The sequence below is a fragment of the Actinoplanes awajinensis subsp. mycoplanecinus genome, from assembly GCF_001509495.1.
Taxonomy (GTDB): Bacteria; Actinomycetota; Actinomycetes; order Mycobacteriales; family Micromonosporaceae; genus Actinoplanes; species Actinoplanes palleronii.
Genome location: NZ_LLZH01000189.1, coordinates 1 through 23,747 on the forward strand (window position 1 = coordinate 1; position 23,747 = coordinate 23,747).

Consider the following 23,747-nt stretch of genomic DNA (forward strand, 5'->3'; position numbering starts at 1 on the left):
TAGAGTGACCACCCTCTATACAGGAGCTCCGCTGTTTCCTGCCTACGACACACCTTGACGACCACCCACACCGCCTAACTGAACGGCGTTGGTTCTAGAACAGCGTGAGTGGCTCGTCCTCGACCGGCAGCGGCGCCGGCTCGGGCAGCGCCGGCAGCTCCGGGACCAGCACGCGGACCTCGTCGTGGAACCGGCGGGCCAGCTCCGGCGCGTCGGCGTTGTCCGGGGTGTGCAGGAACACCGTCGGTGAGCGGCCCTCGCGCAGCCAGCCGGCCACCGTCGCCACCCAGGGCTGCCAGCCGGCCACCGTGCGGGCGGTGTCGTCCCGGCCCAGGTAGCGGACGATCGGGTGGTCGGTCAGCGCGGTGTCACGGCGGGGCATCCGCGGCTTCTTGGTCCAGGCGTCCCGCTCGGCGTCGCTGGTCGGCGGGGTGTCGAAGAACGCCGTGGTGTCGAACGGGATCCACTCGGCGCGCAGGGGCGCCAGCACCGCCTCGAGGGCCCGGGGGGCGGCGAAGAAGTCCGGGTGGCGCACTTCCACCGCGTACCGGAAAGAAAGCGGCAAGGTGCGCAGGAACCTGGAGAGAACGCCGAGGTCGTCGGGTCCGAAGGACCCGGGCAACTGGATCCAGAGAGCGGACGCGCGCGGGCCCAGCGGCTCGATCGCGTCCAGGAAGATCCGCAGCTCGTCCTCACCGCCGGACAGCCGCAGCTCGTGGGTGATCCGCTTGGGGATCTTCGGGATCAGCCGGAAGTCCGGAGCGGTCTGCTGCGCCCAGCTGGCCGCGGTCTCCCGGGGCGGGATGGCGTAGAACGTGGTGTTGCCCTCGACCGCGTTGCACCAGCCGGCGTAGGCCCGCAGCTTCTCCCCGGACGGCAGCGGATGCGGGGTGAACCGACCCTGCCAGGACTTCAGGGACCACATCGCGCAGCCCACGTGCAGCGGTTGAATACGGGATCGCACGGAAGAACGCTATCGGGTACCGCGCGTAGCGCCTCTATTAGGTACGGTCGGCGTCCGGGAATCGGGCCGAGGGGGAGCCGTGCCGTACACGCCGGGTGAGGTCGCCGGGAAGATCGGCGTCAGCATCGACACGCTGCGCTACTACGAGCGGATCGGGCTGCTGCACGGCATCGAACGCTCCTCGACCGGTCAGCGGGTGTTCTCCGACGACGACCTGGGCCGGATCGGTCTGCTGCGCTGCCTGCGCGACTCGGGCATGCCGATCGCCCGGCTGCGGCGCTTCGCCGAGTTGCTGCACGACGGCCCCGGTGCCGCTGAGCAGCGCGTCGAGCTGCTCGCCGAACACGACCGGGAGATCGACGAGCGGGTCGCGCAGCTCCGGCACGAACAGGCTCGTGTCCGCGACAAGATCGCCTGGTACCGTGCCGAGACCGTTCGCCAGAGGGAGGCCACGTGAGCCGGGTCGTCATTCGTGCCGCCTCCGTCGTGCTGCTGCTCGCCGGCACCGCCGGCGGCGTCTACATCGGACAACAGCGCCCACCGGCGACCACCGACGTGGCCATGGACTCGGTGCAGGCCGAGGGCGCCGAGATGCAGCTGCTGAAACAACGGCAGAACGAGCACGCGGTCGCCCGCGCCCGGGTCACCCAGGCCGAGGGCGCCGCCGCGCAGAAGGCCGCCGTGGTCGCCAAGACCGCCGCCGGGTACGCCAAGAACCTGGACAAGAGCGTCATCGCCGCGAAGAAGGCCGCCCAGCAGCAGAGCAGCGGCCCGGTCGCCTACGCCGGCCCGATCCCGACCTCGTGCAACGAGTTCAGCGGCAGCCGCGCGATCGGCTGCGCCCTGACGCTGTCCGCCGGTTTCGGCCTGGACCAGTTCGCCTGCCTGAACAAGCTGTGGAACAAGGAGAGCGGCTGGAACTACCGCGCCGAGAACCGCAGCTCCGGCGCGTACGGCATCCCGCAGTCCCTGCCCGGCTCGAAGATGGCGTCGGAAGGCGCCGACTGGAAGACGAACCCGGCCACGCAGATCAAGTGGGGGCTGGGCTACATCAAGGGCCGCTACGGCACCCCGTGCAAAGCCTGGTCCAACTCGGAGTTGCACAACAGCTACTGATTCAGAGGCCTGGCCGTGATGCCGGTTCCCGCACCCGGCCAGGTCTCTGCTTTTTATCCACGAAGAGATTACACCGTCGCGGCAAGCTAGAACGGGTCCGTTGCTGGAGCGCTGGCCAGAAACAACTTCAGAATGGCAATGAAGATTTTTATGACGCACGGCCACGTTCACTCCGGTAATCGACGTGACAAAACTCATATCATCGCCAAGCATTGACAGTTGTGGTTAGAGTGATGTCGATCGGCAATCGCCGATTGTGGCGATGTACCGAACCAATTTCGGGGGAAAATTATGCTTGTGAGCAAGATGATGAAGGCCATGGTGGGAGCGGCAATCGTTTCAGGAGCGCTGCTGGGAAGCGCCACAGTTGCGCAGGCAGCGGAGTCTGCCCTTCGCTATCCGAGTGGTTGCCGGTCGTGGATCGACTCGAACAAGAAATGGATCCACATCGAGTGCCAGGGAGGCACCGGCGCCTTCCGTGGGGTGATCACCTGTCGGAAGAACTCGAAGGATACCGTGACGAAGGGCCTTTGGACTGACCCCCGGAGCGTAGGCACCATGCGGTGCCCCGCGGACGGCAGCATCGCGGTCAAGGCGGACTTCGAAATCCGAAACTGAGCAGACTCTAGCCAGCCGTTCGCCGGAGAAATTCGATCCTTGAAATTTCTCGGGAGACCAAAGTCCTGTTCTGAGGCGTAGCCCCGTGGATAGGGAAGAGGCCCTGGATCGCCGAACGAAATCGGCATCCGGGCCTCTTGCCGCGTCGAATTCACCACAAAGTCTGATCCTGCCTGCCGTGACCGGCGGTCTACCCAGCGGTCGCTGCGCTCATCGTCTGGGACCGCAGTGGTTCACCGCTTGAGGGGGCCAGCGCGCCTATGTCCGTACGCTGGCGAAGCTGACCCGCGTGCGCACGGCGACCCCGCTGACCCGTCGATGAGGCGCCTGACAGAGTCGACCCATGCCGGATTCGATCTACGACGTCATCCACCGCCGCCGGGACGTGCGCGGCGAGTTCACCGGGGAACCGCTCGCTGACGACGTACTGGAAAGGGTCCTCGCAGCGGCGCACGCCGCACCGAGCGTCGGTCTGTCGCAGCCGTGGGATTTCGTGGTGATCCGCGACCGGGGGATCCGCAGTGAGTTCCACCGGCACGTGCACGAGGAGCGCGAGGTGTTCGCCGCGACGCTGACCGGCGAGGCCGCCGACCGGTTCGCCCGCATCAAGATCGACGGGGTGCTGGAGTCGACGCTGTCGATCGTGGTCACCTACGACGCGGACCGGGGCGGGCCGGCCGTGCTGGGGCGGCACGCGATCGCCGACGCCGGGCTCTACTCGGCCTGCCTGGCCGTGCAGAACCTCTGGCTGGCGGCGACCGCGGAGGAACTCGGCGTGGGGTGGGTGTCGTTCTACCGCGAGGAGTTCCTCGGCAAGCTCCTCGGCATCCCGGACGGGATCCGGCCGATCGCCTGGCTGTGCGTGGGCCCGGTCAGCCGGCTGAGCGACGTCCCCGACCTGGAGCGGCACGGCTGGCGGAAGCGGCGTCCACTGGCGCAGGCGGTGCACCAGGATCGGTGGTGACCGGGGCGCGCATCTGCCACGCGTCGGTGACCAGCTCGGTCAGGCGCGGCACGTCCACCGCGGCGAGCCGCACCATGACCAGCGGGAACCCGTCGTAGCCCGGGGTGGTGAAGAACAGGTCGGGCTCGCCGAGCAGCAGCGCCTGCTTCTCCGCCTCGTCGCCGACGTAGAGCACCGCGATGTCGGTGCGGATCACCCGTGGCTTGCCCGGGACCCGCTCCGGATATGACCAGATGAAACCCTTGTTCGCCACCCGGAAGTCGAAGCCGTCACTCGCGATCTCGACCACGCCGGGGAGTGCCAGCGCGAGCCGGCGTACGTCTTCAGCGTCAGCCATGCCGTTGAGGATAGGGAGCCGAGACGATCACCTCCACCAGGCGTGACTGATCGTTTACGGTGTTCCCGGCGAGCGTGACGATCCTTACCGACTTAACCCTCAGTGAGGGAAAAATACTTAAATTTCGGACAGCGACGTTGCCTCGCACCGACGCGACCGTCGACCATCCGGCTCCGGCGTCCACCTGCACATCCCAGTCCCGCAGCCCCCACGACGCCGTCGTCACCACCTCCACCTTCCCCACCACCTGCGCACGATCCCACGACATCTGCCACCAGTCCGGCCACCGCTTCCCGGTCCCGTCGTTCCACATCGTCGCCGGATCCCCGTCGATCGCCGCGCACGCCCCCGATCCGGCCCGCGCCGACGACGCGCTCACCCGCGACGCGAGCCGCATCAGATCCGCCGACGGTTCCGGCTCACGCACCGTCACCGGCACGTCCTTCCCGCTCACCCGCACGTGATAGACCCCGGCCGGCGTGCCCGTCGCCGCGCGCACCGCCACCGGCACGCTGCGGGTGTATCCCGGCGGCAGCCAGCTCGAGATCATCTTTCGGGGCAGGTGCAGTGCGGCGGGCGCCTCCAGGAACGCGTCCGCGTAGATCGGCTCCGGACCGTCGTTGGTCATCCGGACCACCAGGTCGCTGCCGTTGCACTGCCCGGTCGTGATCGCCAGGGCGCCGGGATCGACCGAGACCAGCAGAGCCGCCACGAGCCCGAGCGCGATCACGCCGCCACCAGCCCCGGCCGCTCCCGCTCGGACACGAACGACGCCCGGGTGGACACCGTCCCGCCGCGCCGGGTGACCTCCGACATCACCCGGTAGTCGGCGCGCAACCGGTCCCGGGTCAGCTCGCACCGCAGGTATCCGCGCTGCGCGTTCGCGAACCGCAGGTGCGGGTTGTACTCGCGCTGCAGGTCCAGCTGCGGCGTGCTGTCGCTGCCGTCCCCGGCGCTGGAGATCGACGTGCCGACCAGTTCCACGGCGACCGGCCGCTCGTCCGGGCGCAGGTGCAGGTCGGCGGCGTAGTTGTAGTGCAGGTCGCCGGAGAGCACCACGGTGCCGGGGGTGCGGGCGGCCTGCTCGAGGATCCGCTGCCGGTCGGGAGGGTAGCCGTCCCACTTGTCCATGTCGCGGCGGTCGGCCGGGCCGCCGTACCGGCACTCGGCCATCATGACCTGCTGGGCGAGCACGCTCCAGCGGGCCTCGGAGCGGCCCATCCGGTCGAGCAGCCAGTCGCGCTGCGGTGCGCCGAGCAGCGTACGCCCGGGGTCCTCCCGGTCGGCGCAGCCGGCCCGCAGGTTGTCGCCGCAGACCTGGTCGGAGCGGTACTGCCGGGTGTCCAGCAGGTACGCCTCGGCCAGGTCGCCGAAGCGGAACCGGCGGTGCAGCGACATGTCCGGTCCGGCCGGCGCGTGTGACCGGCGCAGCGGCTGGTTCTCCCAGTAGGCGCGGTAGGCGTCGGCGCGCCGTACCAGGAAGTCCTGCGCCGGCACGTCCGGGAATCGCGATACGGCGTCCGCGTAGTTGTCCTGCACCTCGTGGTCGTCCCAGGTCAGCATCCACGGGAAGGCGGCGTGCGCGGCCTGCAGGTCCGGGTCGGTGCGGTGCAGCGCGTACCGCATCCGGTACAGGTCGAGGGTGTCGGTCTCCAGCTCGAACGTGTCCGGCAGTGCCAGCCCGGTGTCCAGCCGGTTGCCGCCGACGCTGTCGATCGCGCCCTCGTAGATGTAGTCGCCGAGGAAGAAGACCACGTCGAAGTCCTCGGCCGCGGCGTGCCGCCACGCGTCGTAGTAACCGTCCGAGTAGGACTGGCAGGACGCCACCGCGAACCGCAGCGCCCGGGGCGACGAGGTCCGGGCCGGCGTGGTCCGGGTCCGGCCGGGCGGGCTGAGGTGGCCGCCGGTGCGGAACCGGTAGTGGTAGTCGCGTCCGGGCCGCAGCCCGCGCACGTCGACGTGGACGGTGTGGCCGAACTCCGGCGCGGCGGTCGCGGTGCCGCTGCGGACCACCCGGGTGAACCGGTCGTCCTCGGCCACCTGCCAGCCGACCGGGTAGGGCACCGGTGGCAGGCCGCCGGCCGGTTCCAGCGGGCGGGGCGCGAGCCGGGTCCAGAGCACCACGCCCTCGGGCAGCGGGTCGCCGGACGCGACGCCGAGCGTGAACGGGTCCGCGATCCGGGGCCGGGGGAGCGCTCCGGTCAGCGCGGCTCCGCTGAGGGCCAGGAATCGACGGCGCGGTAACCCCACAGTGAAAACTCCTATTTCGGAAAATTCAGGACAGCTGAGGCTACTTCCGGGTCCGGGGGGATAGGGGATGACCTGGCCGGATGTTTCCTCTCCGTACACACGCCCGAAACGGTCTTCTTGTGCGGGAAACAAGGAGTTCACGGCAAAACCCATCCACGGTCGTCGAACTCCCGTAATTCTTCGGTGTCCCGTTTTCATCCCCGATGGGAGCACCAGATGCGCGTTGTCACCCGTCTCCTGGCGACCGTAGCCACCGCTGCGATCGCCGCCGGCCTGCTGGCGTCCCCGGCTCAGGCCACCCCGCCGAACATCCCCACGAAGGCCACCGCACAGACCGAGCTGAACTCGCTCACCGTCGCCGCCGAGGCGAACGCCAGCACCTACGACCGGGATCTCTTCCCGCACTGGATCACCATCAGCGGCACCTGCAACACCCGCGAGACGGTGCTCAAGCGGGACGGCTCCAGTGTGGTCGTCAGCTCGGCCTGCGCCGCCACCAGCGGCTCCTGGTACTCACCCTACGACGGCGCCACCTGGACCGCCGCCAGTGACCTCGACATCGACCACGTCGTCCCGCTCGCCGAGGCCTGGCGCTCCGGTGCCAGCGCGTGGACCACTGCCAAGCGCCAGCTCTTCGCGAACGACCTCACCCGTCCGCAACTGATCGCGGTCACCGACAACGTCAACCAGTCGAAGAGCGACCAGGACCCGTCGACCTGGCAGCCGTCGGTGTCGTCGTACAAGTGCACCTATGCCCGCATGTGGATCGCGGTCAAGTACTACTGGGCCCTCAAGCTCCAGTCCACCGAGAAGACCGCCCTGCAGACCATGCTCAACACCTGCAGCTGACATTCCCCCTGGTCACGGCCGCCGTTCCCCTCACGGCGGCCGTTTCCACAAACCCCATATGGTACGAATGACGAGCGCACGTCCGTAGGCTACGAGCCACGTCCCGCCCGTGAGGCTAGGGTGTCGGCACACGCATCCACGTGAATGTCCCCGGGGGAACCATGACCGTGCGCCGCCGTCTCGTCCTGCTCGCACCGGTGGCCGCCCTGCTGGCCGGCTGCACGACGTCCGCGCCGGAAACGCCCGCCCCGTCCACACCGGAGGCATCGCCCCCACCCGCCGGCAGCACCGTCCTGACCGCGTTGGATCAGCTCCGGACGAGCACCTACCGCTACCTGCTCACCGTCGACTCGGCCGCCGGGCCGCGCTTCGAGGCCAGCGGCGCCCACGACCCGGCGCGGCAGCTGTTCACCCGGAAATACCAGGCTTTCACCGGTGCGGATGCCGGCTCCGGTCAGGTCATCACGATCGGCGACGACGCCTGGACCCGGGTCGGCAAGACCACGACCTGGTCCCAGGTGCCCCTCGCGCTCTTCGACGCGAAGAGCTTCCTGCTCGGCGTCGACTCGTACGATCCGGTCGGCCTGCTCGGTCTCAGCAAGGTGATCGGCGCGGTGACCCGCACCGGACCGGCCACGTTCACCGGCACGGTCGACCCCACCCGCGACGACGGGCGCTTCCTCCCGCTCGGCGCGCCCGGCCTCGACCTGACCGGTTCCGACACCGCCACCTGGACCGCGGAGCTCGACACCGCCGGGCGACTGACCTCGGTCGTCGTCACCGCGAACCCGGGACCCGGGCCGATCACCATGACCACGACATTCGCCGGTCAGGGCGAGCCGGTCACCATCACGAAACCGCAGATCTGACCCGTTCGGGGCACCTGCCGCGATTGGTTCGAGACAGTACGACCGGGTAGCCTTCGCCCCGCCATGCCGATCCCGTCCCGCGCCCTCCCGCCGCCGCCCGCCGTCGCTCTGCCCACCGCCGCACCGGTCCCGCTCACCGCCACACCGGTCCCGCTCACCGGCCACCCGTCCGGCCGCCGCCTGGCTCTGGTCTTCGGCGCGGTCCTGGTGATCCTGGCCGCGGTCAACGTCGCCGACAAGTACGGCCCGCACCACACCGGCCTGGTCGCCGGCCCGGTGGTCGCCCTGGCCCTGGTGCTGATCTCCCGTCGCGCCGGCCTGACCTGGCACGACCTCGGCCTGTCCCGGCGCACGTTCCTGCCCGGCGTGAAATGGGCCGTCGGCGCGGTCGCCCTGGTCGCGGTGGTCTACACGATCGGCGCCGCGATCCCGGCCACCCGGATCGCGTTCCACGACGTCCGCTACCACCTGCACCCGGGCGCCGCCCTGCTCACCGCGTTCGTGGTGGTCCCGCTCGGCACCGTGCTGCTCGAGGAGGTCGCGTTCCGCGGCGTGCTGCTCGGGCTGGTCAACCGGCACCGCGGCGCCACCTGGGCCAGCATCACGTCGTCGGTCCTGTTCGGACTCTGGCACATCCTGCCGTCGCTGCGGCTGGCCCAGGTCAACGCGGCGGTCGGCGCCACGCTGGGCTCCGGCCCGCTCGGCAGCGTCCTGGCCGTGCTGGCCGCGGTCGGGTTCACCGCGCTGGCCGGCCTGCTCCTCTGCGAGCTGCGCCGCCGCTCCGGCAGCCTGCTCGCGGCCGCCGCCCTGCACTGGGCCACGAACGGCCTCGGCCTGCTGATCGCGACGGCCCTGGCCACCACCAGCCTGACCTGACCGTCTCGGCGCGGCACCGCGTGGTGGCCTCGAAACCGGCGCGCGGCCGGTAGTAGGGTCGGCCCATGCGTGTTCCCACTGCTGTGATCACCGCGGGCTCCCTGATCGGCGGGTGGCAGATCGCCCGCCGCACCGGCATCCGCCCGCTCGGCGCCGTCGTCCTGGCCACCGGTGGTGTGCTGGCCGGCCGGGAGTGGTCCCGCCGCACCAGCCCGGCCGTCACCACCGCCCTGGCCGCGACGTATCTCGGGGCCTTCGGCCTGTCACACCCCCTGGCCAGGAAGATCGGTCCCTGGCCCGCGGTCCTCGCCGTCTCCGCGCTCACCGCCGCGGCCTCGTACGCCGCCGCCGACCGCCGCGCCCCGCGCTGAGACCATGCGGGAGACCCCGGAGGAGCTCGCCGAGCTGCAGCGCCTGCTGGACGTGTCGCTGTCCGGCTCGACCGCGCACCTGAAGTCGATCGTCGCCGAGCGCACCATCACCGCCGAGCAGCTCGCCCGGGTGCTGACCGGCATGTGCACGCTCGCGCTCTCCACCGTGACCGCCAAGGGTGAGCCCCGGATCAGCGCCGTCGACGGCCACTTCCTGCACGGCGTCTGGATCTTCGGCACCGCGCCGGCGGCCGCGAAGGCCCGCCATCTGGCCGCCCGGCCGGCCGCCAGCGTCGCCTACCTGCGCGGCGAGGAGCTGGGCGTCTTCACCCACGGCACGGTGGCGACGCTCGACATGACGGCGGAACCGGAGCTGCTGGCGTACCTCAAAGGATTTTATGGCGACGACGCGTTCGACTGGGCCAACGAGGTCGTCTACTACCGCCTGCGCCCGCACTGGATGACCGTGTACGCCCCGGATCTGGACAAGCTGCTGCCGGGACCGGCCGGAGCCGGCCCCGGCGCGTGACCTACTGGTAGACGTGCACGTAGTCGACGAGCATCTGGCTCGGGAACGGGGTGGTGGCGTCGATGGGGCCGGGGAAGTCGCCGCCGACCGCCAGGTTCAGGATCACGTAGAACTGGTGGTCGTAGATCCACGGGCCACGGGTGTTCTCCACGGTGTCCTTGGCGGCGTAGAAGACCTCACGGTTGTCGAGCAGGAACCGCATCCCCTTGCTGTCCCATTCGACCGCCCAGACGTGGTAGTCCTGGGAGAGATCCACCGTCGCGTACTTCTGGCCGTATCCACCCGCCCCGTTGTAGGCCGGGGCGTGCAGCGTGGAGTAGGCCTCGGACGTGTTGCGGCCCAGCACCTCCATGATGTCGATCTCCCCGTTGTACGGCCAGGGCCGTCCGTTGAGGAAGTCGGCGCCCATCATCCAGAACGCCGGCCAGAGCCCGTTGCCCTTCGGCACCTTGATCCGGGCCTCGACCTTGCCGTACTGGACGTGGAACTTGTTGCTGGTGTTCATCCGGGCCGAGGTGTACTGCCGGCCCTCGTAGTCCTGCTTGCGGGCCTGGATGACCAGTGAGCCCGACCCGTTCATCGACGCGTTCTCGCTGTTCGGGGTGTAGTACTGGACCTCGCCGTTCTGCGGGACGCCCGGGTCGTAGGTCCACTTCGCGGTGTCCGGCTTGGACCCGGCCGCGCCGTTGAACTCGTCGGCGAAGACCAGGCGGGTGGCCGGGAAGGTCGGGTCGGCGGGCTTGGCGGGCGGGTCGACCGGGTTGCCGCCGGTGCCGTAGACGCTGAACTCCCAGAGCGAGTAACCGTAGGCGCTGCTGCGGGCGGTGCCGTACATCCGCACGTAACGGCCGGTGCCGGTGGCGTTGATGACGTCCTTGAGGCCGTCACCGGTGGTGGTGGAGTAGATGCTGGTCCAGTTCGTGGCGTCGGCGGAGACCTGGATCTGGTAGGCCTTCGCGTACGCCGGGTCCCACTGCAGCACCACCTGGCTGACCTGCGCGGTGGCGCCCAGGTCGACCTGGATCCAGCCCGGGTCCACCCAGCCGTTCGTCGAACTCGTCGCCCAGCGGCTGGCCGGGTCGTTGTCGAACGCCTTGTCGGCGGTGCACGGGTTGCAGTTCACGTCGTTCTGCTCGGTCGAGGCGCGGGCCGGCTTCGCGTAGGAGAGCAGTCGCGCGCCCGGCGTGGTGGTGCCGCCGCCGGAGAAGACCTGGAACTCCCAGAACGAGTAGCCGTAGATGTCCAGGGCCCGCTGGGTGAGGTTGATCCGCACGTACCGGGCGGTGCCGGAGATCGGGATGCTCTGCGCGCCGCCGGTACCGGTGGTGGTCGCGTAGGCCTGGGTGTACGCGCTGCCGTCGGTGGAGAGCTGGATCGTGAACGCCTTCGCGTACGCGCCCTCCCAGTTGATCGCGACCCGGCTGACCGCGGTCGGTGCGCCGAGGTCGACCTGGAACCACTGTGCGGCCGCGAACGCGCTCGACCAGCGGGTGCCGTTGTCGCCGTCGACCGCGGCGCTCGCCGGCGTGCCGGCCCACTCCGACGACGACGCGGTGGCGGGCTTGTTCTGCGAGACGAGGGTTTCCGCAGCCTGCGCGCCGCTCGGTGCGGAGAGCAGCACGGCCACCAGGCCGGTGAGGGCGGTGGCCGCGGTCAGCAGCCGTCTGCGAGGTCGGTGTTTTCGGGCAGCAGGCATCGACATGGGGACTCCTGGAGGGTGTGACGAAGCGGTTTCCATCTGGGGAACAAGCTGTGAAAACGCTCTCTTGCCGGACACTGTGAACTCGCCGTGAAGCGGTGTCAATAACCTGCCGGAACCGGTTCCGGCGACACTTGCGGCATCGATGCAGGTCACGACGGAGGTGGGTGCCGGTCCGGCGGCGTGGTTCCGGAACTTTTATGTACGGGCGTACGCATCATGTGTACGCTCGTACGCATGACCACGTCTCCTGACACGCGTTCCATGCGTGAGCGGATGCTCGCCGGTGACCTGTACATCGCCGACGACCCGGAGCTCGGCGAAGCGGCCCTGCGCGCCATGGACCTGACCGACGAGTTCAACGCGACCCCGATCCGGAACTTCGACGAGCGCCGCCGCCTGCTCGGTGATCTGCTCGGTGAGCTCGGCGAGGGCGTGGAGATCCGCCCGCCGCTGCGCGTCGACTACGGCTCGCACCTGCGGATCGGCGCCCGCACGTTCGCCAACTTCGGCCTGATCGCGCTGGACGTCGCCCCGATCACCATCGGCGCGGACGTGCAGATCGGCACGAACGTCCAGTTGCTCACCCCGACGCACCCGATCGAGCCCGGCCCGCGCCGCGACAAGTGGGAGGCGGCCAAACCGATCGTGATCGGCGACAACGTGTGGCTCGGTTCCGGCGCGATCGTCCTGCCCGGCGTCACCATCGGGGAGAACACCGTGGTCGGCGCGGGCTCAGTGGTCACCCGGGACCTGCCGGCGAACGTGGTCGCGGTCGGCAACCCGGCCCGGATCATCCGCACCATCACCCCGGAATGACCGCCGACCCGGTTCCCTCCCGCCGCCCCGGCGCCGCAGGGGATCCTGTGCCCGCCCATCGGCCCGGCGCCGCAGGGGATCCGGCGCCCGCCCGGCGGTCTCGGCGCCATGATCCGGGCCGACGCGACCGGCTGATCGACGCGACCCTGCGGGTGATCGCCGAGCGAGGTGTCGCCGGCACCACGCACCGGGAGATCGCCCGGGCCGCGGACGTCCCGCTGGGCTCGATGACCTACCACTTCGGCTCGCTCGACGAGGTGCTCGCCGAGGCGTTCACCCGGCATGCCGAGGCGGCCGCGAAGGTCTTCGACGAGCGGCTGGGCGCGGCCACCGACCGCGACAGCGCGATCGAAGCCGTGATCACCCTGGTCCGTGACGACCTGCTCGGCTCCCCGGACGACCTGGTCCTGGCCGTCGAGCTCTACGTCGCCGCGGCCCGCAACCCGGCCCTCCGGGCGGTCACCCAGGGCTGGATGCAGCGCAGCCGCCGAGCGCTGGAACGCCACTTCGACCCGACCACGGCCCGGGAGGTGGACGCGCTGATCGAAGGGCTGGTGCTGCACAGCGCGCTCTCCACCGACCCGATGACCCCCGACCAGATCCGGCACGCGATCGAGCGCTACCTCCGCTGACCACTCCCTTGCCCCGTCCCACCCGGACACTCCCTTGCCCCACCCGTTCCACCACCCCGGAGATCGCTGTGCCCAGCACCGTCGCGACCGGCCCCACCCGTCAGGCCCGCCAGGCCCGGGCCGCCGTCGCCGCCCTCTTCCTCACCAACGGCGCCGTCTTCTTCAACGTCGTCCCGCGATACCCGCAGATCAAAGCGGACCTCGACCTCAGCAACGCGCTGCTCGGCGCGTCCCTGGCCGCCTTCCCGGTCGGTGCGCTGCTCGCCGGTCTGCTGGCCGGCGCCGCCATCCGCCGGTTCGGCTCGGCCCGGGTCGCCTCGTTCGGCATCGTGCTGACCGCCGCGGCCACGCTGCTCATCCCGTTCGCCCCGCACTGGATCGTCTTCGCCGCGGTGCTGTTCGTGGTCGGCGCCCTCGACTCGATCGTCGACGTCGCCCAGAACGGTCACGGCCTGCGCGTCCAGCGCCTCTACGGCCGCTCGATCGTCAACTCCCTGCACGGCGTGTGGAGCATCGGCGCCGTCCTGGGCGGCCTGATGGGCGCCGCCGCGGCCGGCCTCGACCTCCCGCTGGCCGTCCACCTGACCATCTCGGCCACCCTCTTCAGCCTGGTAGCCCTGGTCGCCTACCGCTTCACACTGCCCGGCCCGGAGGACGCCGAACGTACCCCCGAAGCCGTCACCGCCCCCATCGGCGAACCCGCCGCCGCCACGCCTCCCTCGCCCCCGGCCGACCCGCTTTTCGCCGCCGCGCCTTCATCGGCATCGGCCGACCCGCTTTTCGTCGCCGCGCCTTCCTCTGCATCGGCCGATCATCGCGCCGCGACCGTCGCGTCATCCGCGGCCCCGGCCGAACCTCGCGCCGGGTGGCGGTCGTTCGGTGGCGCGGCCCTGCGGATGCTCGCGGCGCTGGGCGTGCTCGCGGCCTGCGGCGCGCTGGTCGAGGACGCCGGCTCCTCCTGGGGCGCGCTGTACCTGACCGACCTGCACGCCTCCGCCGCCACCGCGGGCCTGGCCGTGGTCGCCCTCCAGGTCGCCATGACCGCCGGACGGCTGACCGGTGACCGGGTCGTCGACCGGTTCGGCCAGCGCACCGTGGTCCGGGCCGGCGGCGCCCTGGCCGCTGTCGGCATGGGCGCCGCCCTGGCCGTCCCGTCGGTCCCGGCCGCGCTCGTCGGGTTCGCGCTGGCCGGACTCGGTGTCGCCACCCTGGTCCCGGCCGCGATGCACACCGCCGACGAACTTCCCGGCCTGCCGCCCGGCACCGGCCTCACCATCGTGAGCTGGCTGCTCCGCGGCGGCTTCCTGCTCTCACCGCCGATCGTCGGGGTGGTCGCCGACCTCACCAGCCTCCGGGTGGGCCTGCTCACCGTGGTACTGGCCGGAGTGCTCACCGCGATCCTGGCCCGAGTCCTGGTCAACCGCCCACCGGCCCACTCGTAGGAGACCTCCGTGGAACAGCTCAGCAGCCGAGTCGTCTACCGCAACCCGTGGATGACCGTCCGCGAGGACGAGGTCCGCCACCCGGACGGCACCCCCGGCATCTACGGCGTCGTGGAGAAACCCGACTTCGCCCTGGTCCTGCCCCGCTGGCGGGACGGCTTCTGGATGGTGGAACAGTTCCGCTACCCGATCGGCCGCCGGGCCTGGGAGTTCCCCCAGGGCAGCTGGGGCAGCGGCGGCCAGGGCGGCGACCAACTCGCCCTGGCCCGGCAGGAGCTGGCCGAGGAAACCGGCCTGCGCGCCGGCTCGATGACCCATCTCGGTCACCTGTATGAGGCCTATGGCTATTCGACGCAGGCCTTCGACGTCTACCTGGCCACCGATCTGACCGAGGGCACCCCCCACCGCGAACCCACCGAAGCCGACATGACCCACCGCCCGGTAACCGACGCGGAACTCACCAAGATGATCCACACCGGCCAGCTGGCCGACGCCCCATCCCTGGCCGCCTTAGCCCTCTACCACCTACCCCGCTAGCCCAGTCCCGCCCCACCGACCCCCAGCTGGTGCCCGGGGTCGTCTCCCGGCCCGCAAGGCACCCCTCAGCACCAGCCGCCCGTCCCCGGCTGGCGCTCAGGGTTGTGTCGCGGCTGGTGAGGCACCCCTCAGCACCAGCCGCGGGTTTCGGCTGGTGTTCAGGGTTGTGTCGCGGGCTGTGAGGCAGCCGTCAGCGCCAGCCGGGACCGGGCGGCGGGCGGGCTGCTGGATGCGAGCTGGGGTCGACCAGGCTGCGGTCCGCGCCAGGGGTAGGAGGAGGGTGGTCAGGCGGGGAAGTCGGCCAGTTCGCGGACCGCGGTGTCCAAGGACGTGTCGACGCCGGCGGCGAGCATGGCGCGGTAGGTGGGGTCGCCGGCCGCCGCGGTCCGCCGGAGTCGCTGGGCAGTCTCGGTCACCCGATCGCGCACCAGGTCGACGAAGCCGGCCGGATCGCCCGCCCAGCCGTAGGCGTCCAGGAACAACCGCAACCGACGCGGCCGGTCGGCGAACGCGGTGAACCCCTCGGCCGCCACCACCTCCCGGGCGTGCAGCGGCACCCAGGCGAACGCGACGAACGCGAGATCCGCCACGGGTTCGGCCGGCCCGGCCAGGTCCCAGTCGAAGAACCCGGTCAGCCGTCCGTCGGACCACGCCGCGTTGTACGGCGCCGCGTCGTTGTGGCCGATGATCAGTCCCGGACGCCAGCTGCCGCCCTCCCGCCAGACCGCCCCGGCCGGCGGCACGAAGCCGGCCACCGCGGCGTGATAGTCCCGCACCCAGTCGGCCACCTGCCGCAGTGCTTCGTCGCTGTGCGCCCACCCGGGCCAGGGCCGCGCCGTCCCGATCACCGCGCCGGGCAGGAACGACAGCGTCTCCCGCCCCTGCTGATCAAAGCCGAGCACTCGCGGCGCCTGATCGAATCCGGTCGCCTCCAGATGCCGCAGCAGCGCGTGCACCGCCGGAGTCCACGGCCCGGGACATCGCCGCACGGTGTCACCCACCCGCACCGCGCCACCGTCGAAGCCCCCGGCCAGCCGCTGCTCTTTCGCCATCACCACTCCTCCGCCCAGCTCAGTGAGCCGAACCTGCCCCACCCCAGGCCCGCGGCGAACGGATGCGCGCGATCTCCGCCCGGTCCCGTGGTGAGCGGATGCGCGCGATGTTCCGCACCGGTCCCGCCCGTGCCGCGCGCCCGCTGCCGAGATCACCACCCTCGCAGAACCACCCACCCGCCGCCGCCCCGCTGTGGTGGGGGGCGGTGAACGTCCGCACTGCGTCATCGCGTCCTGTTGCCGCCCTCATAGGGGCGCCACCCGCACGCAATCCCCGACCGCGTGCCCCTACCGCCCTGAACTCGCCCGATCGCGTGCCCCTACCGCCCGGAACCGCCCGACCGCGTGCCCCTACCGCCCTGAACCCGCCCGACCGCGTGCCCGCACGGCCCCACCAGCACCGACCGAGGCCGTGCGTCCCCGGCTGCCTGAAGAAACGCAAAGAGCGCCGCCGCCCGGCTACCCGGGGTCACGCAAAACGCCGCGCCCGGCCGCCCGGAGTCACGCAAAGAACACCCCCGGCCCGCACTCCCGCAGACAACCGAGCGGAACGCAACTCCCGTGGAGCGCTCAGGGGTGCCTCCGCATCGCGGAGGCACCCCTGAGGACCAGCCGAAGCCGGGAATCGCGCCGCGGCCGCGAGCAGCGGCCGCCTCGCGTGGTGAGCCCCGCGGAGCGCAAGACGCGGCCGCGGCCGTGACCCGCGCGGGCCCGGCGCGAGACCACCACGGGACGCGGCTCGTAGCCTGCGGACGAGCGCTCCGTATCCGTACCGGATGAGCTCCGAAAGCCGAAGCGACCTCGCGCGTACCGATCAAAAGCGGTCGGGAGCGGAGCGGACTTCAGGCCGCAGCGGGTTGAGGCTCCAGCGACTCCTGCCAGATCGCCCACCGGGTGGCCGGGCCGAGGGCCTTCGCCCGGTACATCGCCAGGTCCGCGCGGTGCACGATCTCGTCGTGGGTGAGCTCGCCCGGCGCGGACACCGCCACCCCGATGCTGGCGGCCAGTGAGATCAGCGTGCCGCCGATCAGCACCGGGCCCATCGCGGCGGCGATCCGGCCGGCCACCTCATACGCCTGCTCCGGGTAATCGAGATCGGTCAGGACCACGGAGAACTCGTCGCCGCCCATCCGGCAGGCCAGGCCCGGCGCGGTCACGCACTGGCGGAGCACCTTGGCGAACTCGATCAGCACCAGGTCACCCGAGTGGTGGCCGAGCGTGTCGTTGACCTCCTTGAAGCCGTTCATGTCGATCACCAGGACGGCCGAGTGCTTGCCGGTCCGGGCGTTGCGGGCCAGGTTCCGGTACGACGTGGCCCGGAACCGGGACCGGTTCGCCAGCCCGGTCAGCCCGTCGGTCAGCGCCTGCTCGTCGCTCTCCCGCTGCACCAGCGTCTGCCGGCACAGCACCAGCACGCTGAGGACCGTCCCGCCGATGGCCAGCCCGCCCCACGGGTAGAGCGAACCCTCGTGGAACGCCGCGACCAGCATCAACGCGTGTGCCATGGCGACCGCTACGAACGGCAGGTGCTTGCCGAACCAGGTTCCGGCGCGCATCTCGCGCGGTCCGGCGGCCAGGGTCCGGCACTGTTCGGCGGCGGCCGCGGCGAGCAGCGCGTCGGCGGTCAGCCAGCAGACGAACTGCCACGGGGAGTGCATCTCGATCTGATCGTGCCCGTGCAGGTATCCGTGCACGCCGTCGCCGGCGAACAGCACCAGCGTGCCGGCCGCGAGCAGCCGCATCGGCCGGAGCGCGGACTGGTCGGCGCCGCGCAGCAGTCCGCGGGCGATCAGGAAGAGCAGCGCCAGGTCGACGATCGGGTAGACCCCGGCGGCCACCACGCTCAGGGACAGGCCGTGGGTGTCGACGTACGGGCCGAACGACGTGTACCAGAGCAGCACCATGCCGCTGACCAGGACCGTTCCGGCGTCCAGCGCGGTCTTCCACGCGTCCCGGCGGTTCGTCGTGGCGAGCGGGAACCGCTGCAGCGCGACGAGCAGGGCCACCACGAACGCGATGTGCGTGACGTCGTCGGCGACCTCGATCCCGGCGGGGCGCAGCGCGGCGATCAGCAGCGGCGAGGCGACCAGCACCGCGAAGCAGACCGCGATCGCCCGCCACGCCTGCCGCAGCCGGGGGAGCAGCGCCGGCTCCCGGGCCGCCCGCAGCGCCGCGACCAGGCCGATCGTCCCAAAGACCATCCGGGCGCCCTGGCCGACATGTTCGTTGTCGGACAGAGCACCGGACAGGACCAGCATGGCGGCGTAGAGCAGCCCCAGCACCAGATGAACCGTCGGAACACGCTTGGTCCAGATACGCACTTGCCCTCCCTCCGCCACGGTGACCTGCGTTTGATCGGTCGCGGAGCGGGTCACTTGAGAAAGGGCGCCGATCGTAGGATCGGTGGATGTCCGTTCCCCAGACGCACGACGAGGCGGTCACCGCCGCCCACCGGCTCGCCGCCGAGCTCACCCCCGGCGCGATCCAGCGGGACCGCGACGGCGCGACGGTGATCCCGTCCGACGCCCTCGCCGCTCTCGACGCCTCCGGCCTGCTGGCCGTCACGGTCCCGGCCACCGACGGCGGGCCGGGTCTCGGCCCGCGCACCCTCGCCGAGGTCGCCCGGATCGTCGCAGCCGCCGACCCGTCCGTCGCGCAGGTGCCGCAGGCGCACTTCCTGCTGGTCGACGTGCTGGCCGTGCACGGCAGCACGGACGCGCGCAAGCGGCTCTTCGGCGAGGTGCTGGCCGGCCGCCGGTTCGGCAACGCGCTCGCCGAGCGCGGCGGGAAACACGCCCAGGACCTGCGCACCAAGATCACCGGTGGCCGGCTCGACGGCGTGAAGTACTACACCACCGGCGCCCTGACCAGCGCGTGGATCGCGGTCAGCGCGCTCGACGAGCAGGGCCGGCTGGTCCTCGCGTTCGTCGCCCGGGACGCCGAGGGCGTGGCCGTGGACACCGACTGGGACGTGATCGGGCAGCGGGCCACGATCAGCGGCACGGCCACGTTCACGAACGTGCCGGTCGAGCCGGGGCTGCGGATCGACTACGCGGGGGCCTACCAGGTGCCGCAGCAGCTCGGCGCCCGCGCCCAGCTCTACCACGCCGCGATCGAGGTGGGGATCGCCGGCGCCGCGCTCGCCGACACCCGGCAGTACCTGCGGACCAAGGCGCGCCCGTCCACCGAGGCGGTCCGCTACGGCGCCGGGTCGGCCGCCGAGGACCCGCACGTCCTGCACCGCTACGGCCGGCTCGCCTCCCGGGTCCGGGCGGCCGAGGCGCTGCTCGACTCCGCCGCTCGTACCCTCGAGGAAGTGACCTTGACCCCGGCGGACGCCGACGCCGCGGCACGGGGCTCACTCGCCGTCGCCGCCGCGAAGGCGTTCGGCAGTGAGATCGCGGTGGAGGCCGGCTCGGAGCTGTTCGCGATGTGCGGCACCAGCGCGGCCGCCGCCAAACATGACCTGGACCGTCACTGGCGCAACGCCCGCACGCACAGCGTCCACGACCCCCTGGACTGGAAATATCACCACATCGCGGCGTATGAACTCTCCGACATCTCACCGCCGAATCACGGCCAGATTTAACCCCATATCGTACGAATGGCGAGCGCACGTCCGCAGGCTACGAGCCACGTCCCGCCCGTGAGGCCACCGCGAGACCGTGCCCACTCCGGACCGCGGCGCGCCTCCCGGGTGTCGGCTGGCTCTGAGGGGTGTCTCGCGGCTCGTGAGGCACCCCTCAGAGCCAGCCGGGTTCGGGGGGCGCGCCGCAGCTCGCTCCCGGCGCGGACCTGGCGCGGCGGTCGGGCGCCGGGGCGGTTACGCGGTGGGGGTGTGGCGGAACGAGGCGAAGACCAGGTTGGCGCTGTGGTTGAAGCCGAGGCGCTCGTAGAGGCGGATCGCGTTCTCGTTGTCGTGCACGGTGTGCAGGAACGGCAGCTCGCCGCGGGCCAGGATGCCGGCCGCGACGGCGAGGGTCAGGCGGGCGGCCAGGCCCTGGCCACGGAACTCCGGGTCGGTGCAGACCGCGGACACCTCGGTCCAGCCGGGCATCCGGATCCGCTCGCCGGCCATCGAGATCAGCCTGCCGTCCGCGCTGCGGATGCCGAAATAGCGGCCGAGGTCGATGGTGCGCTTGCGGAACGGGCCGGGCTGGGCCCTCGCGACCAGCTCCAGCATCTCCGGGACGTCGTGCTCGGTGAGCGGGACCGCCTCCGGGTCCGCGACCGCGGTCATCGCGGTGCCGACCATCTGCACGCCCATCGTCCGCTCCTCGAGCACCCAGCCGGGCGGCGGGCTGAGCGCCGGGCCGACGAGCAGCGCGTGGTCGGTGAGGGTGGCCAGGTCACGCCAGGCCTCGGGGTCGGCCGGGTCGCTCACGGCGCAGAACGGGGAGATCTCGGGCTGGTATCGGGCGGCGTCTCCGGCAGCTTCGGCATAGCCGGCCTGCGGTCCGGAGAGGGCGGCCCACACGGGATTGTTCAGCACCCCTGTGACCCTGCCCCCTCCCGGCCGGTCGCGCCAGTGGATAAGCACCGCGCTCACCCTGTCAGTGAGTGTTCGGTTACCGACAGTCAAGAATTAACCGGACTTCCCATGCCTACGGTGGATCGTTACGTGGTCGGCGGCCCCAGGTCTCACGCGCTGACCGCGGCCGGCCGGGCCGACTCGGTCATCGCCGGGATGTCGGCCGGCCAGAGCGGCTTGGCGAAGTGGTATCCCTGGCCGTAGTGGCAGCCCATGGCGTCCAGTGCGAGCATCTGCCCGGGCTCCTCGATGCCCTCGGCCACCACGGCCAGGTCCAGGTTCCCGGCGAGCGTGATGATCGCGTCGACCAGCGCGTGCTGCTGGCGACTGGTCAGAATGTCGTCGATGAACGACTTGTCCAGCTTAAGCACGTCCACCGGCATCTGCCGCAAATAGCTGAGGGAGCTGTACCCCGTACCGAAATCGTCGATGGCGACCCGGACCCCCATGGCGCGCAACGCGCGCAGATCCTGGACCACCTTGTCGGCGTCCTTGAGCACCAGGCTCTCGGTGATCTCCAGCAGCAGCCACTCGGGACGCGCGTCCGCCTTGATCAGCGCGGCGCGGACCTGCTCGACGAAGTCGGCGGCGCGGAACTGCCGCGGCGACACGTTCACGCTGACGTAGCGCAGCGTGGTGTCCGGGTCGGCGGCCTTCCACGTGGCGAACTGCCGCAGCGCCTCGCCCAGCACCCAGGCGCCGATCCCCACGATCGCACCGCTCTCCTCGGCCGCCTCCACGAAGTGGAACGGCCCGAGCAGCCCGCGGGTCGGGTGCTGCCAGCGGACCAGCGCCTCGACGCCGGTGACCCGCTGGTCGGCCAGCTCGACGATCGGCTGGTACTGGAGCATGAACTGCTCGTCCTCGATCGCCTCGTGCAGCTGGGTACGCATCTCCAGCCGCTGCACCATGGCACTCGCCAGGTCGCTCTGGTATCGCTGCCAGTCGCCCTTGCCCATCCCCTTGGCCAGGTAGAGCGCCAGGTCGGCGTGCCGGAGCAGCTCGGTGGCGCCGTCCGCGTCCCGGTTGGTGGCGACGCCGATGCTCACCGCGCCGCTGACCAGGTGGGTGCTGCCCTCGCCGTCCGGTACCTCGAGCGGGGAGTTCAGCGCGGTCACGATCCGGGCCGCCACGTCCTCGGCGGCGTCCGCGCTGTCGCTCTGCTCGACCAGGATGGCGAACTCGTCGCCGCCCATCCGCGCCGCGGTGCTGCCGGCCCCGATGATCGAGGAGATCCGCCGGGCCACGGCGAGCAGCAACTGGTCGCCGATCGCGTGCCCGAGGGTGTCGTTGACCTCCTTGAAGTCGTCCAGGTCGACGAAGAGCACACCGAGCGTCGCGCCGTCCCGCTCGGCGACCATGTACGCCTGCTCCAGCCGGTTGCGGAACAGCACCCGGTTGGCCAGCCCGGTCAGCGAGTCGTGGAACGCCTGATGGGTCAGGTCGTCCTCGAGGCGGCGCTGCTCGGTGACGTCGCGCATGGTGATCACCAGGCCGGCCACGGTCGGGTCGTCCCGCAGGTTGCGCAGGTCGCACTCGATCAGCATCTGGCGGCGGCCGGGGCCCTGCGCGGTCAGCTCGACACCGTTCAGGTCGCCGTTCCCGCGCTTGAGCCGGGCGAGCACGTCCCGCAGCGCGTCCTGGCCGTCCGCGGTGATCAGCGCGGTCAGCGGGGTGCCGGCCTCGATGATCGCGCCGAACAGCTTGGTCGCGGACGGGCTGGCGTACCGGACGGCGTCCTGCTCGTCGAGGATCAGGATCACGTCGGCGGTGCTCTGGATCAGGGTGCGGAAGTACGCCTCGCTGTCCCGCTGGTTGACCTCGGCGGTCAGCGAGATCCGCTCCACCACCACGGCGATCTGCGCACCGAGGGTCTCCAGCGCCGGCCGTAGCGCGTGCAGCACGTCCTCGGCCGCGCCGACGATCATCTGGCCGTGCCGGGTGCCGCCGGGCAGCGGCTGGGTGGCGAACAGCACCAGCGGGAACCCGCCGGCGCCGACGCCCTCGGGCAGGTCCGCGGCGGCCCGCCACTGCACGGACACGTCCGCGTGGCCGGGCACCGGCCTGGTCAGCTCCAGGTGGTAGGCCTGGTTCGGCGGCATCAGGCGGTCGACGGCCCGGCGGATCGCCTCGGCCACGTCGTCCTCGGTGGCGGCGGTGAACAGCAGCGCACCGGCCTCGCGCAGCGCCCGCTCCCGGGCGCCGGCCTGCCGCTGCGCCAGCGCCAGGTCCGCGACCCGGGCCAGCACCAGCAGGAACATCACCGCCGCGGCGGCCGCGATGATCGGCGCGTCGACGATGCCGCCGCGGGCGATCTCGGCCGGCCGGCCCTGGACGTACTCCAGGCAGAGCACCGCCGGGGCGATCAGCGCGGCCGCGGTCAGCCAGCCCAGCCGGTGCCGGCCCATCACCGCGCGGGACCGCTCGGCCGGCTCGGTCATCTGCCGCATCGACGGCTGCAGCGCGGTGTAGCCCACCATCGCGTAGAACACGATCCAGCCCAGGTCGACCGGGCCGCCCAGGGTCCAGTCGCTGCGCAGCTGGGACTGCCCGTAGAAGACGTCCGAGACGAGCAGGCCGACCATGGCCACGGCCAGGCTGGTCAGCGCCTTCGGCCGGGTGCCGATCGCGGCGAGCATCCGCAGGATCATCGCGAGCACCAGCACGTCGCCGAGCGGGTAGCCGATCGAGACGACCTTCTCCAGCACGCTCAGGTCCTGCGCCCGGGTGAACGGGGCGATCCAGTACACCCAGGCCAGCAGGCCCAGGCCGACGGTCGGCACCAGCGCGTCGAGCAGCGCCGCCCTGTTGTCCCCGCGGCCCGAGCGGGACCTGATGAACAGCAGGAACGCGCTGGTCAGCAGCGGGTAGACGAGCAGGTAGAAGACGTCGGCCAGCCCCGGGAAGCCGGGATGGCGGCCGACCGCCAGGATCAGGTTGTACCAGGTGTCACCGGTGGTGAAGAACGCCAGCGCGGCGCTGGTGAGATACCAGGGCAGGCGCCGGTCCGGCCGGTGCAGCCGGGTGCCGACCAGGATCGCGGCCGCCGACGAGTACCCGAGCAGCGCCCAGGTGTACAGGTGGGCGTCCGGGAACACGTAGTAGAGGACGACCAGCGCCACGATCCAGGCGCCGAAGCCCGCGCGAGCGGTACGCGTCGTCATGCCTACTCCGTTCGGTGAGTGGGTCCAGCACTCGCGTTATCGGGGCGGACGGGGCCGATCTGAGTGTGGCGCGCAGGGTCGCACCCGGTTGGCAACACGGACCCTTTGCCTGTCGCGTTTCGCCGGGC

23 protein-coding genes are annotated in these 23,747 nt (G+C 71.3%); 14 read left to right on the forward strand and 9 right to left on the reverse strand.

Annotated elements, in window-relative coordinates; translation table 11 throughout:
* Positions 1-94: 94 nt before the first annotated feature.
* Positions 95-925: a DUF72 domain-containing protein gene (locus ADL15_RS20605; protein WP_067693503.1), complete on the reverse strand. Its 831-nt coding sequence runs from the start codon at positions 923-925 to the stop codon at positions 95-97.
* A gap of 118 nt (positions 926-1,043) precedes the next feature.
* On the opposite strand from ADL15_RS20605, the gene ADL15_RS20610 reads away from it, so the two are divergent.
* The 4 genes from ADL15_RS20610 (at position 1,044) to bluB (ending at position 3,662) form a co-directional block, all read left to right on the forward strand.
* A complete protein-coding gene (locus tag ADL15_RS20610; RefSeq protein WP_067693506.1) occupies positions 1,044-1,421 on the forward strand; it encodes a MerR family transcriptional regulator in 378 nt (125 codons plus the stop codon).
* Entirely contained in the window at positions 1,418-2,080 is a 663-nt protein-coding gene (locus tag ADL15_RS20615) for an aggregation-promoting factor C-terminal-like domain-containing protein (RefSeq protein ID WP_067693509.1), read from the forward strand. Before ADL15_RS20610 ends, ADL15_RS20615 begins: the two co-directional genes overlap by 4 nt.
* Before the next feature lie 297 nt (positions 2,081-2,377).
* Positions 2,378-2,698: a hypothetical protein gene (locus ADL15_RS53080; protein WP_157441484.1), complete on the forward strand. Its 321-nt coding sequence runs from the start codon at positions 2,378-2,380 to the stop codon at positions 2,696-2,698.
* 343 nt (positions 2,699-3,041) lie between these two features.
* Positions 3,042-3,662, forward strand: a complete 621-nt coding sequence (bluB, locus tag ADL15_RS20625; RefSeq protein WP_067693516.1) for a 5,6-dimethylbenzimidazole synthase — start codon at positions 3,042-3,044, stop codon at positions 3,660-3,662.
* Here bluB and ADL15_RS20630 read toward each other — a convergent pair.
* The 3 genes from ADL15_RS20630 to ADL15_RS20640 are packed head-to-tail and all read right to left on the reverse strand — an operon-like array spanning position 3,571 to position 6,249.
* Entirely contained in the window at positions 3,571-3,999 is a 429-nt protein-coding gene (locus ADL15_RS20630) for an MmcQ/YjbR family DNA-binding protein (RefSeq protein WP_067693519.1), read from the reverse strand. The two genes, bluB and ADL15_RS20630, sit on opposite strands and share 92 nt — an antisense overlap.
* The gene (locus ADL15_RS20635; protein WP_067693522.1) at positions 3,992-4,729 is read right to left on the reverse strand and encodes a discoidin domain-containing protein; all 738 of its coding nucleotides are present in this window, start codon (positions 4,727-4,729) and stop codon (positions 3,992-3,994) included. Before ADL15_RS20635 ends, ADL15_RS20630 begins: the two co-directional genes overlap by 8 nt.
* A complete protein-coding gene (locus tag ADL15_RS20640) occupies positions 4,726-6,249 on the reverse strand; it encodes an alkaline phosphatase D family protein (protein ID WP_067693525.1) in 1,524 nt (507 codons plus the stop codon). Before ADL15_RS20640 ends, ADL15_RS20635 begins: the two co-directional genes overlap by 4 nt.
* A gap of 216 nt (positions 6,250-6,465) precedes the next feature.
* Here ADL15_RS20640 and ADL15_RS20645 point away from each other — a divergent pair, with 216 nt between their 5' ends.
* The 5 genes from ADL15_RS20645 to ADL15_RS20665 all read left to right on the forward strand — a co-directional run bounded on the left by ADL15_RS20645 (position 6,466) and on the right by ADL15_RS20665 (position 9,743).
* Positions 6,466-7,098 carry an HNH endonuclease family protein gene (locus ADL15_RS20645; protein ID WP_067693528.1) on the forward strand — a complete coding sequence of 211 codons (633 nt, stop codon included), beginning with the start codon at positions 6,466-6,468 and terminating at the stop codon, positions 7,096-7,098.
* Between the two features lie 161 nt (positions 7,099-7,259).
* Entirely contained in the window at positions 7,260-7,967 is a 708-nt protein-coding gene (locus tag ADL15_RS20650; RefSeq protein WP_067693531.1) for a hypothetical protein, read from the forward strand.
* A gap of 63 nt (positions 7,968-8,030) precedes the next feature.
* Positions 8,031-8,843 carry a CPBP family intramembrane glutamic endopeptidase gene (locus tag ADL15_RS20655; protein WP_083971502.1) on the forward strand — a complete coding sequence of 271 codons (813 nt, stop codon included), beginning with the start codon at positions 8,031-8,033 and terminating at the stop codon, positions 8,841-8,843.
* 65 nt (positions 8,844-8,908) lie between these two features.
* Positions 8,909-9,214, forward strand: coding sequence for a hypothetical protein (locus ADL15_RS20660; protein ID WP_067693534.1), 306 nt, complete (start codon positions 8,909-8,911; stop codon positions 9,212-9,214).
* Between the two features lie 4 nt (positions 9,215-9,218).
* Positions 9,219-9,743 (forward strand): pyridoxamine 5'-phosphate oxidase family protein, encoded by a 525-nt coding sequence (locus ADL15_RS20665; RefSeq protein WP_067693537.1) that lies wholly within the window; start codon positions 9,219-9,221, stop codon positions 9,741-9,743.
* 1 nt (position 9,744) lies between these two features.
* Here ADL15_RS20665 and ADL15_RS20670 read toward each other — a convergent pair whose 3' ends face one another.
* Entirely contained in the window at positions 9,745-11,445 is a 1,701-nt protein-coding gene (locus tag ADL15_RS20670) for a discoidin domain-containing protein (RefSeq protein ID WP_067693540.1), read from the reverse strand.
* 234 nt (positions 11,446-11,679) lie between these two features.
* Between ADL15_RS20670 and ADL15_RS20675 the strand changes: the two genes are divergently transcribed.
* The 4 genes from ADL15_RS20675 (at position 11,680) to ADL15_RS20690 (ending at position 14,872) form a co-directional block, all read left to right on the forward strand.
* Positions 11,680-12,261 carry a sugar O-acetyltransferase gene (locus ADL15_RS20675; protein WP_067693543.1) on the forward strand — a complete coding sequence of 194 codons (582 nt, stop codon included), beginning with the start codon at positions 11,680-11,682 and terminating at the stop codon, positions 12,259-12,261.
* 47 nt (positions 12,262-12,308) lie between these two features.
* Positions 12,309-12,893, forward strand: a complete 585-nt coding sequence (locus ADL15_RS20680) for a TetR/AcrR family transcriptional regulator (protein WP_067693546.1) — start codon at positions 12,309-12,311, stop codon at positions 12,891-12,893.
* 68 nt (positions 12,894-12,961) lie between these two features.
* Positions 12,962-14,335, forward strand: a complete 1,374-nt coding sequence (locus tag ADL15_RS20685; protein ID WP_067693549.1) for an MFS transporter — start codon at positions 12,962-12,964, stop codon at positions 14,333-14,335.
* 9 nt (positions 14,336-14,344) lie between these two features.
* Positions 14,345-14,872 (forward strand): NUDIX domain-containing protein, encoded by a 528-nt coding sequence (locus ADL15_RS20690; protein WP_067693552.1) that lies wholly within the window; start codon positions 14,345-14,347, stop codon positions 14,870-14,872.
* 284 nt (positions 14,873-15,156) lie between these two features.
* Here ADL15_RS20690 and ADL15_RS20695 read toward each other — a convergent pair whose 3' ends face one another.
* Both ADL15_RS20695 and ADL15_RS20700 read right to left on the reverse strand, forming a co-directional pair.
* Positions 15,157-15,924, reverse strand: a complete 768-nt coding sequence (locus tag ADL15_RS20695; protein WP_067693555.1) for a phosphotransferase — start codon at positions 15,922-15,924, stop codon at positions 15,157-15,159.
* Between the two features lie 842 nt (positions 15,925-16,766).
* Entirely contained in the window at positions 16,767-18,245 is a 1,479-nt protein-coding gene (locus tag ADL15_RS20700) for a GGDEF domain-containing protein (RefSeq protein WP_067693558.1), read from the reverse strand.
* A gap of 86 nt (positions 18,246-18,331) precedes the next feature.
* Between ADL15_RS20700 and ADL15_RS20705 the strand changes: the two genes are divergently transcribed.
* Positions 18,332-19,513 (forward strand): acyl-CoA dehydrogenase family protein, encoded by a 1,182-nt coding sequence (locus ADL15_RS20705; protein WP_067693562.1) that lies wholly within the window; start codon positions 18,332-18,334, stop codon positions 19,511-19,513.
* Positions 19,514-19,747: 234 nt separating this feature from the next.
* On the opposite strand, the gene ADL15_RS20710 is transcribed toward ADL15_RS20705, so the two are convergent.
* On the reverse strand, positions 19,748-20,416 hold the full coding sequence (locus ADL15_RS20710; RefSeq protein WP_067693565.1) for a GNAT family N-acetyltransferase: 669 nt from the start codon (positions 20,414-20,416) through the stop codon (positions 19,748-19,750).
* 149 nt (positions 20,417-20,565) lie between these two features.
* Complete coding sequence (locus ADL15_RS20715) at positions 20,566-23,619, reverse strand: putative bifunctional diguanylate cyclase/phosphodiesterase (RefSeq protein WP_067693568.1); 3,054 nt, start codon at positions 23,617-23,619, stop codon at positions 20,566-20,568.
* Positions 23,620-23,747: the final 128 nt, after the last annotated feature.

Coding starts and splice junctions, on each gene's coding strand:
- ADL15_RS20655 (WP_083971502.1), top strand. CDS start 8,031: ATGCCGATCCCGTCCCGCGCCCTCCCGCCGCCGCCCGCCGTCGCTCTG.
- ADL15_RS20695 (WP_067693555.1), bottom strand. CDS start 15,924: ATGGCGAAAGAGCAGCGGCTGGCCGGGGGCTTCGACGGTGGCGCGGTG.
- ADL15_RS20660 (WP_067693534.1), top strand. CDS start 8,909: ATGCGTGTTCCCACTGCTGTGATCACCGCGGGCTCCCTGATCGGCGGG.
- ADL15_RS20665 (WP_067693537.1), top strand. CDS start 9,219: ATGCGGGAGACCCCGGAGGAGCTCGCCGAGCTGCAGCGCCTGCTGGAC.
- ADL15_RS20670 (WP_067693540.1), bottom strand. CDS start 11,445: ATGTCGATGCCTGCTGCCCGAAAACACCGACCTCGCAGACGGCTGCTG.
- ADL15_RS20645 (WP_067693528.1), top strand. CDS start 6,466: ATGCGCGTTGTCACCCGTCTCCTGGCGACCGTAGCCACCGCTGCGATC.
- ADL15_RS20675 (WP_067693543.1), top strand. CDS start 11,680: ATGACCACGTCTCCTGACACGCGTTCCATGCGTGAGCGGATGCTCGCC.
- ADL15_RS20715 (WP_067693568.1), bottom strand. CDS start 23,619: ATGACGACGCGTACCGCTCGCGCGGGCTTCGGCGCCTGGATCGTGGCG.
- bluB (WP_067693516.1), top strand. CDS start 3,042: ATGCCGGATTCGATCTACGACGTCATCCACCGCCGCCGGGACGTGCGC.
- ADL15_RS20630 (WP_067693519.1), bottom strand. CDS start 3,999: ATGGCTGACGCTGAAGACGTACGCCGGCTCGCGCTGGCACTCCCCGGC.
- ADL15_RS20650 (WP_067693531.1), top strand. CDS start 7,260: ATGACCGTGCGCCGCCGTCTCGTCCTGCTCGCACCGGTGGCCGCCCTG.
- ADL15_RS20605 (WP_067693503.1), bottom strand. CDS start 925: ATGTGGTCCCTGAAGTCCTGGCAGGGTCGGTTCACCCCGCATCCGCTG.
- ADL15_RS20705 (WP_067693562.1), top strand. CDS start 18,332: ATGTCCGTTCCCCAGACGCACGACGAGGCGGTCACCGCCGCCCACCGG.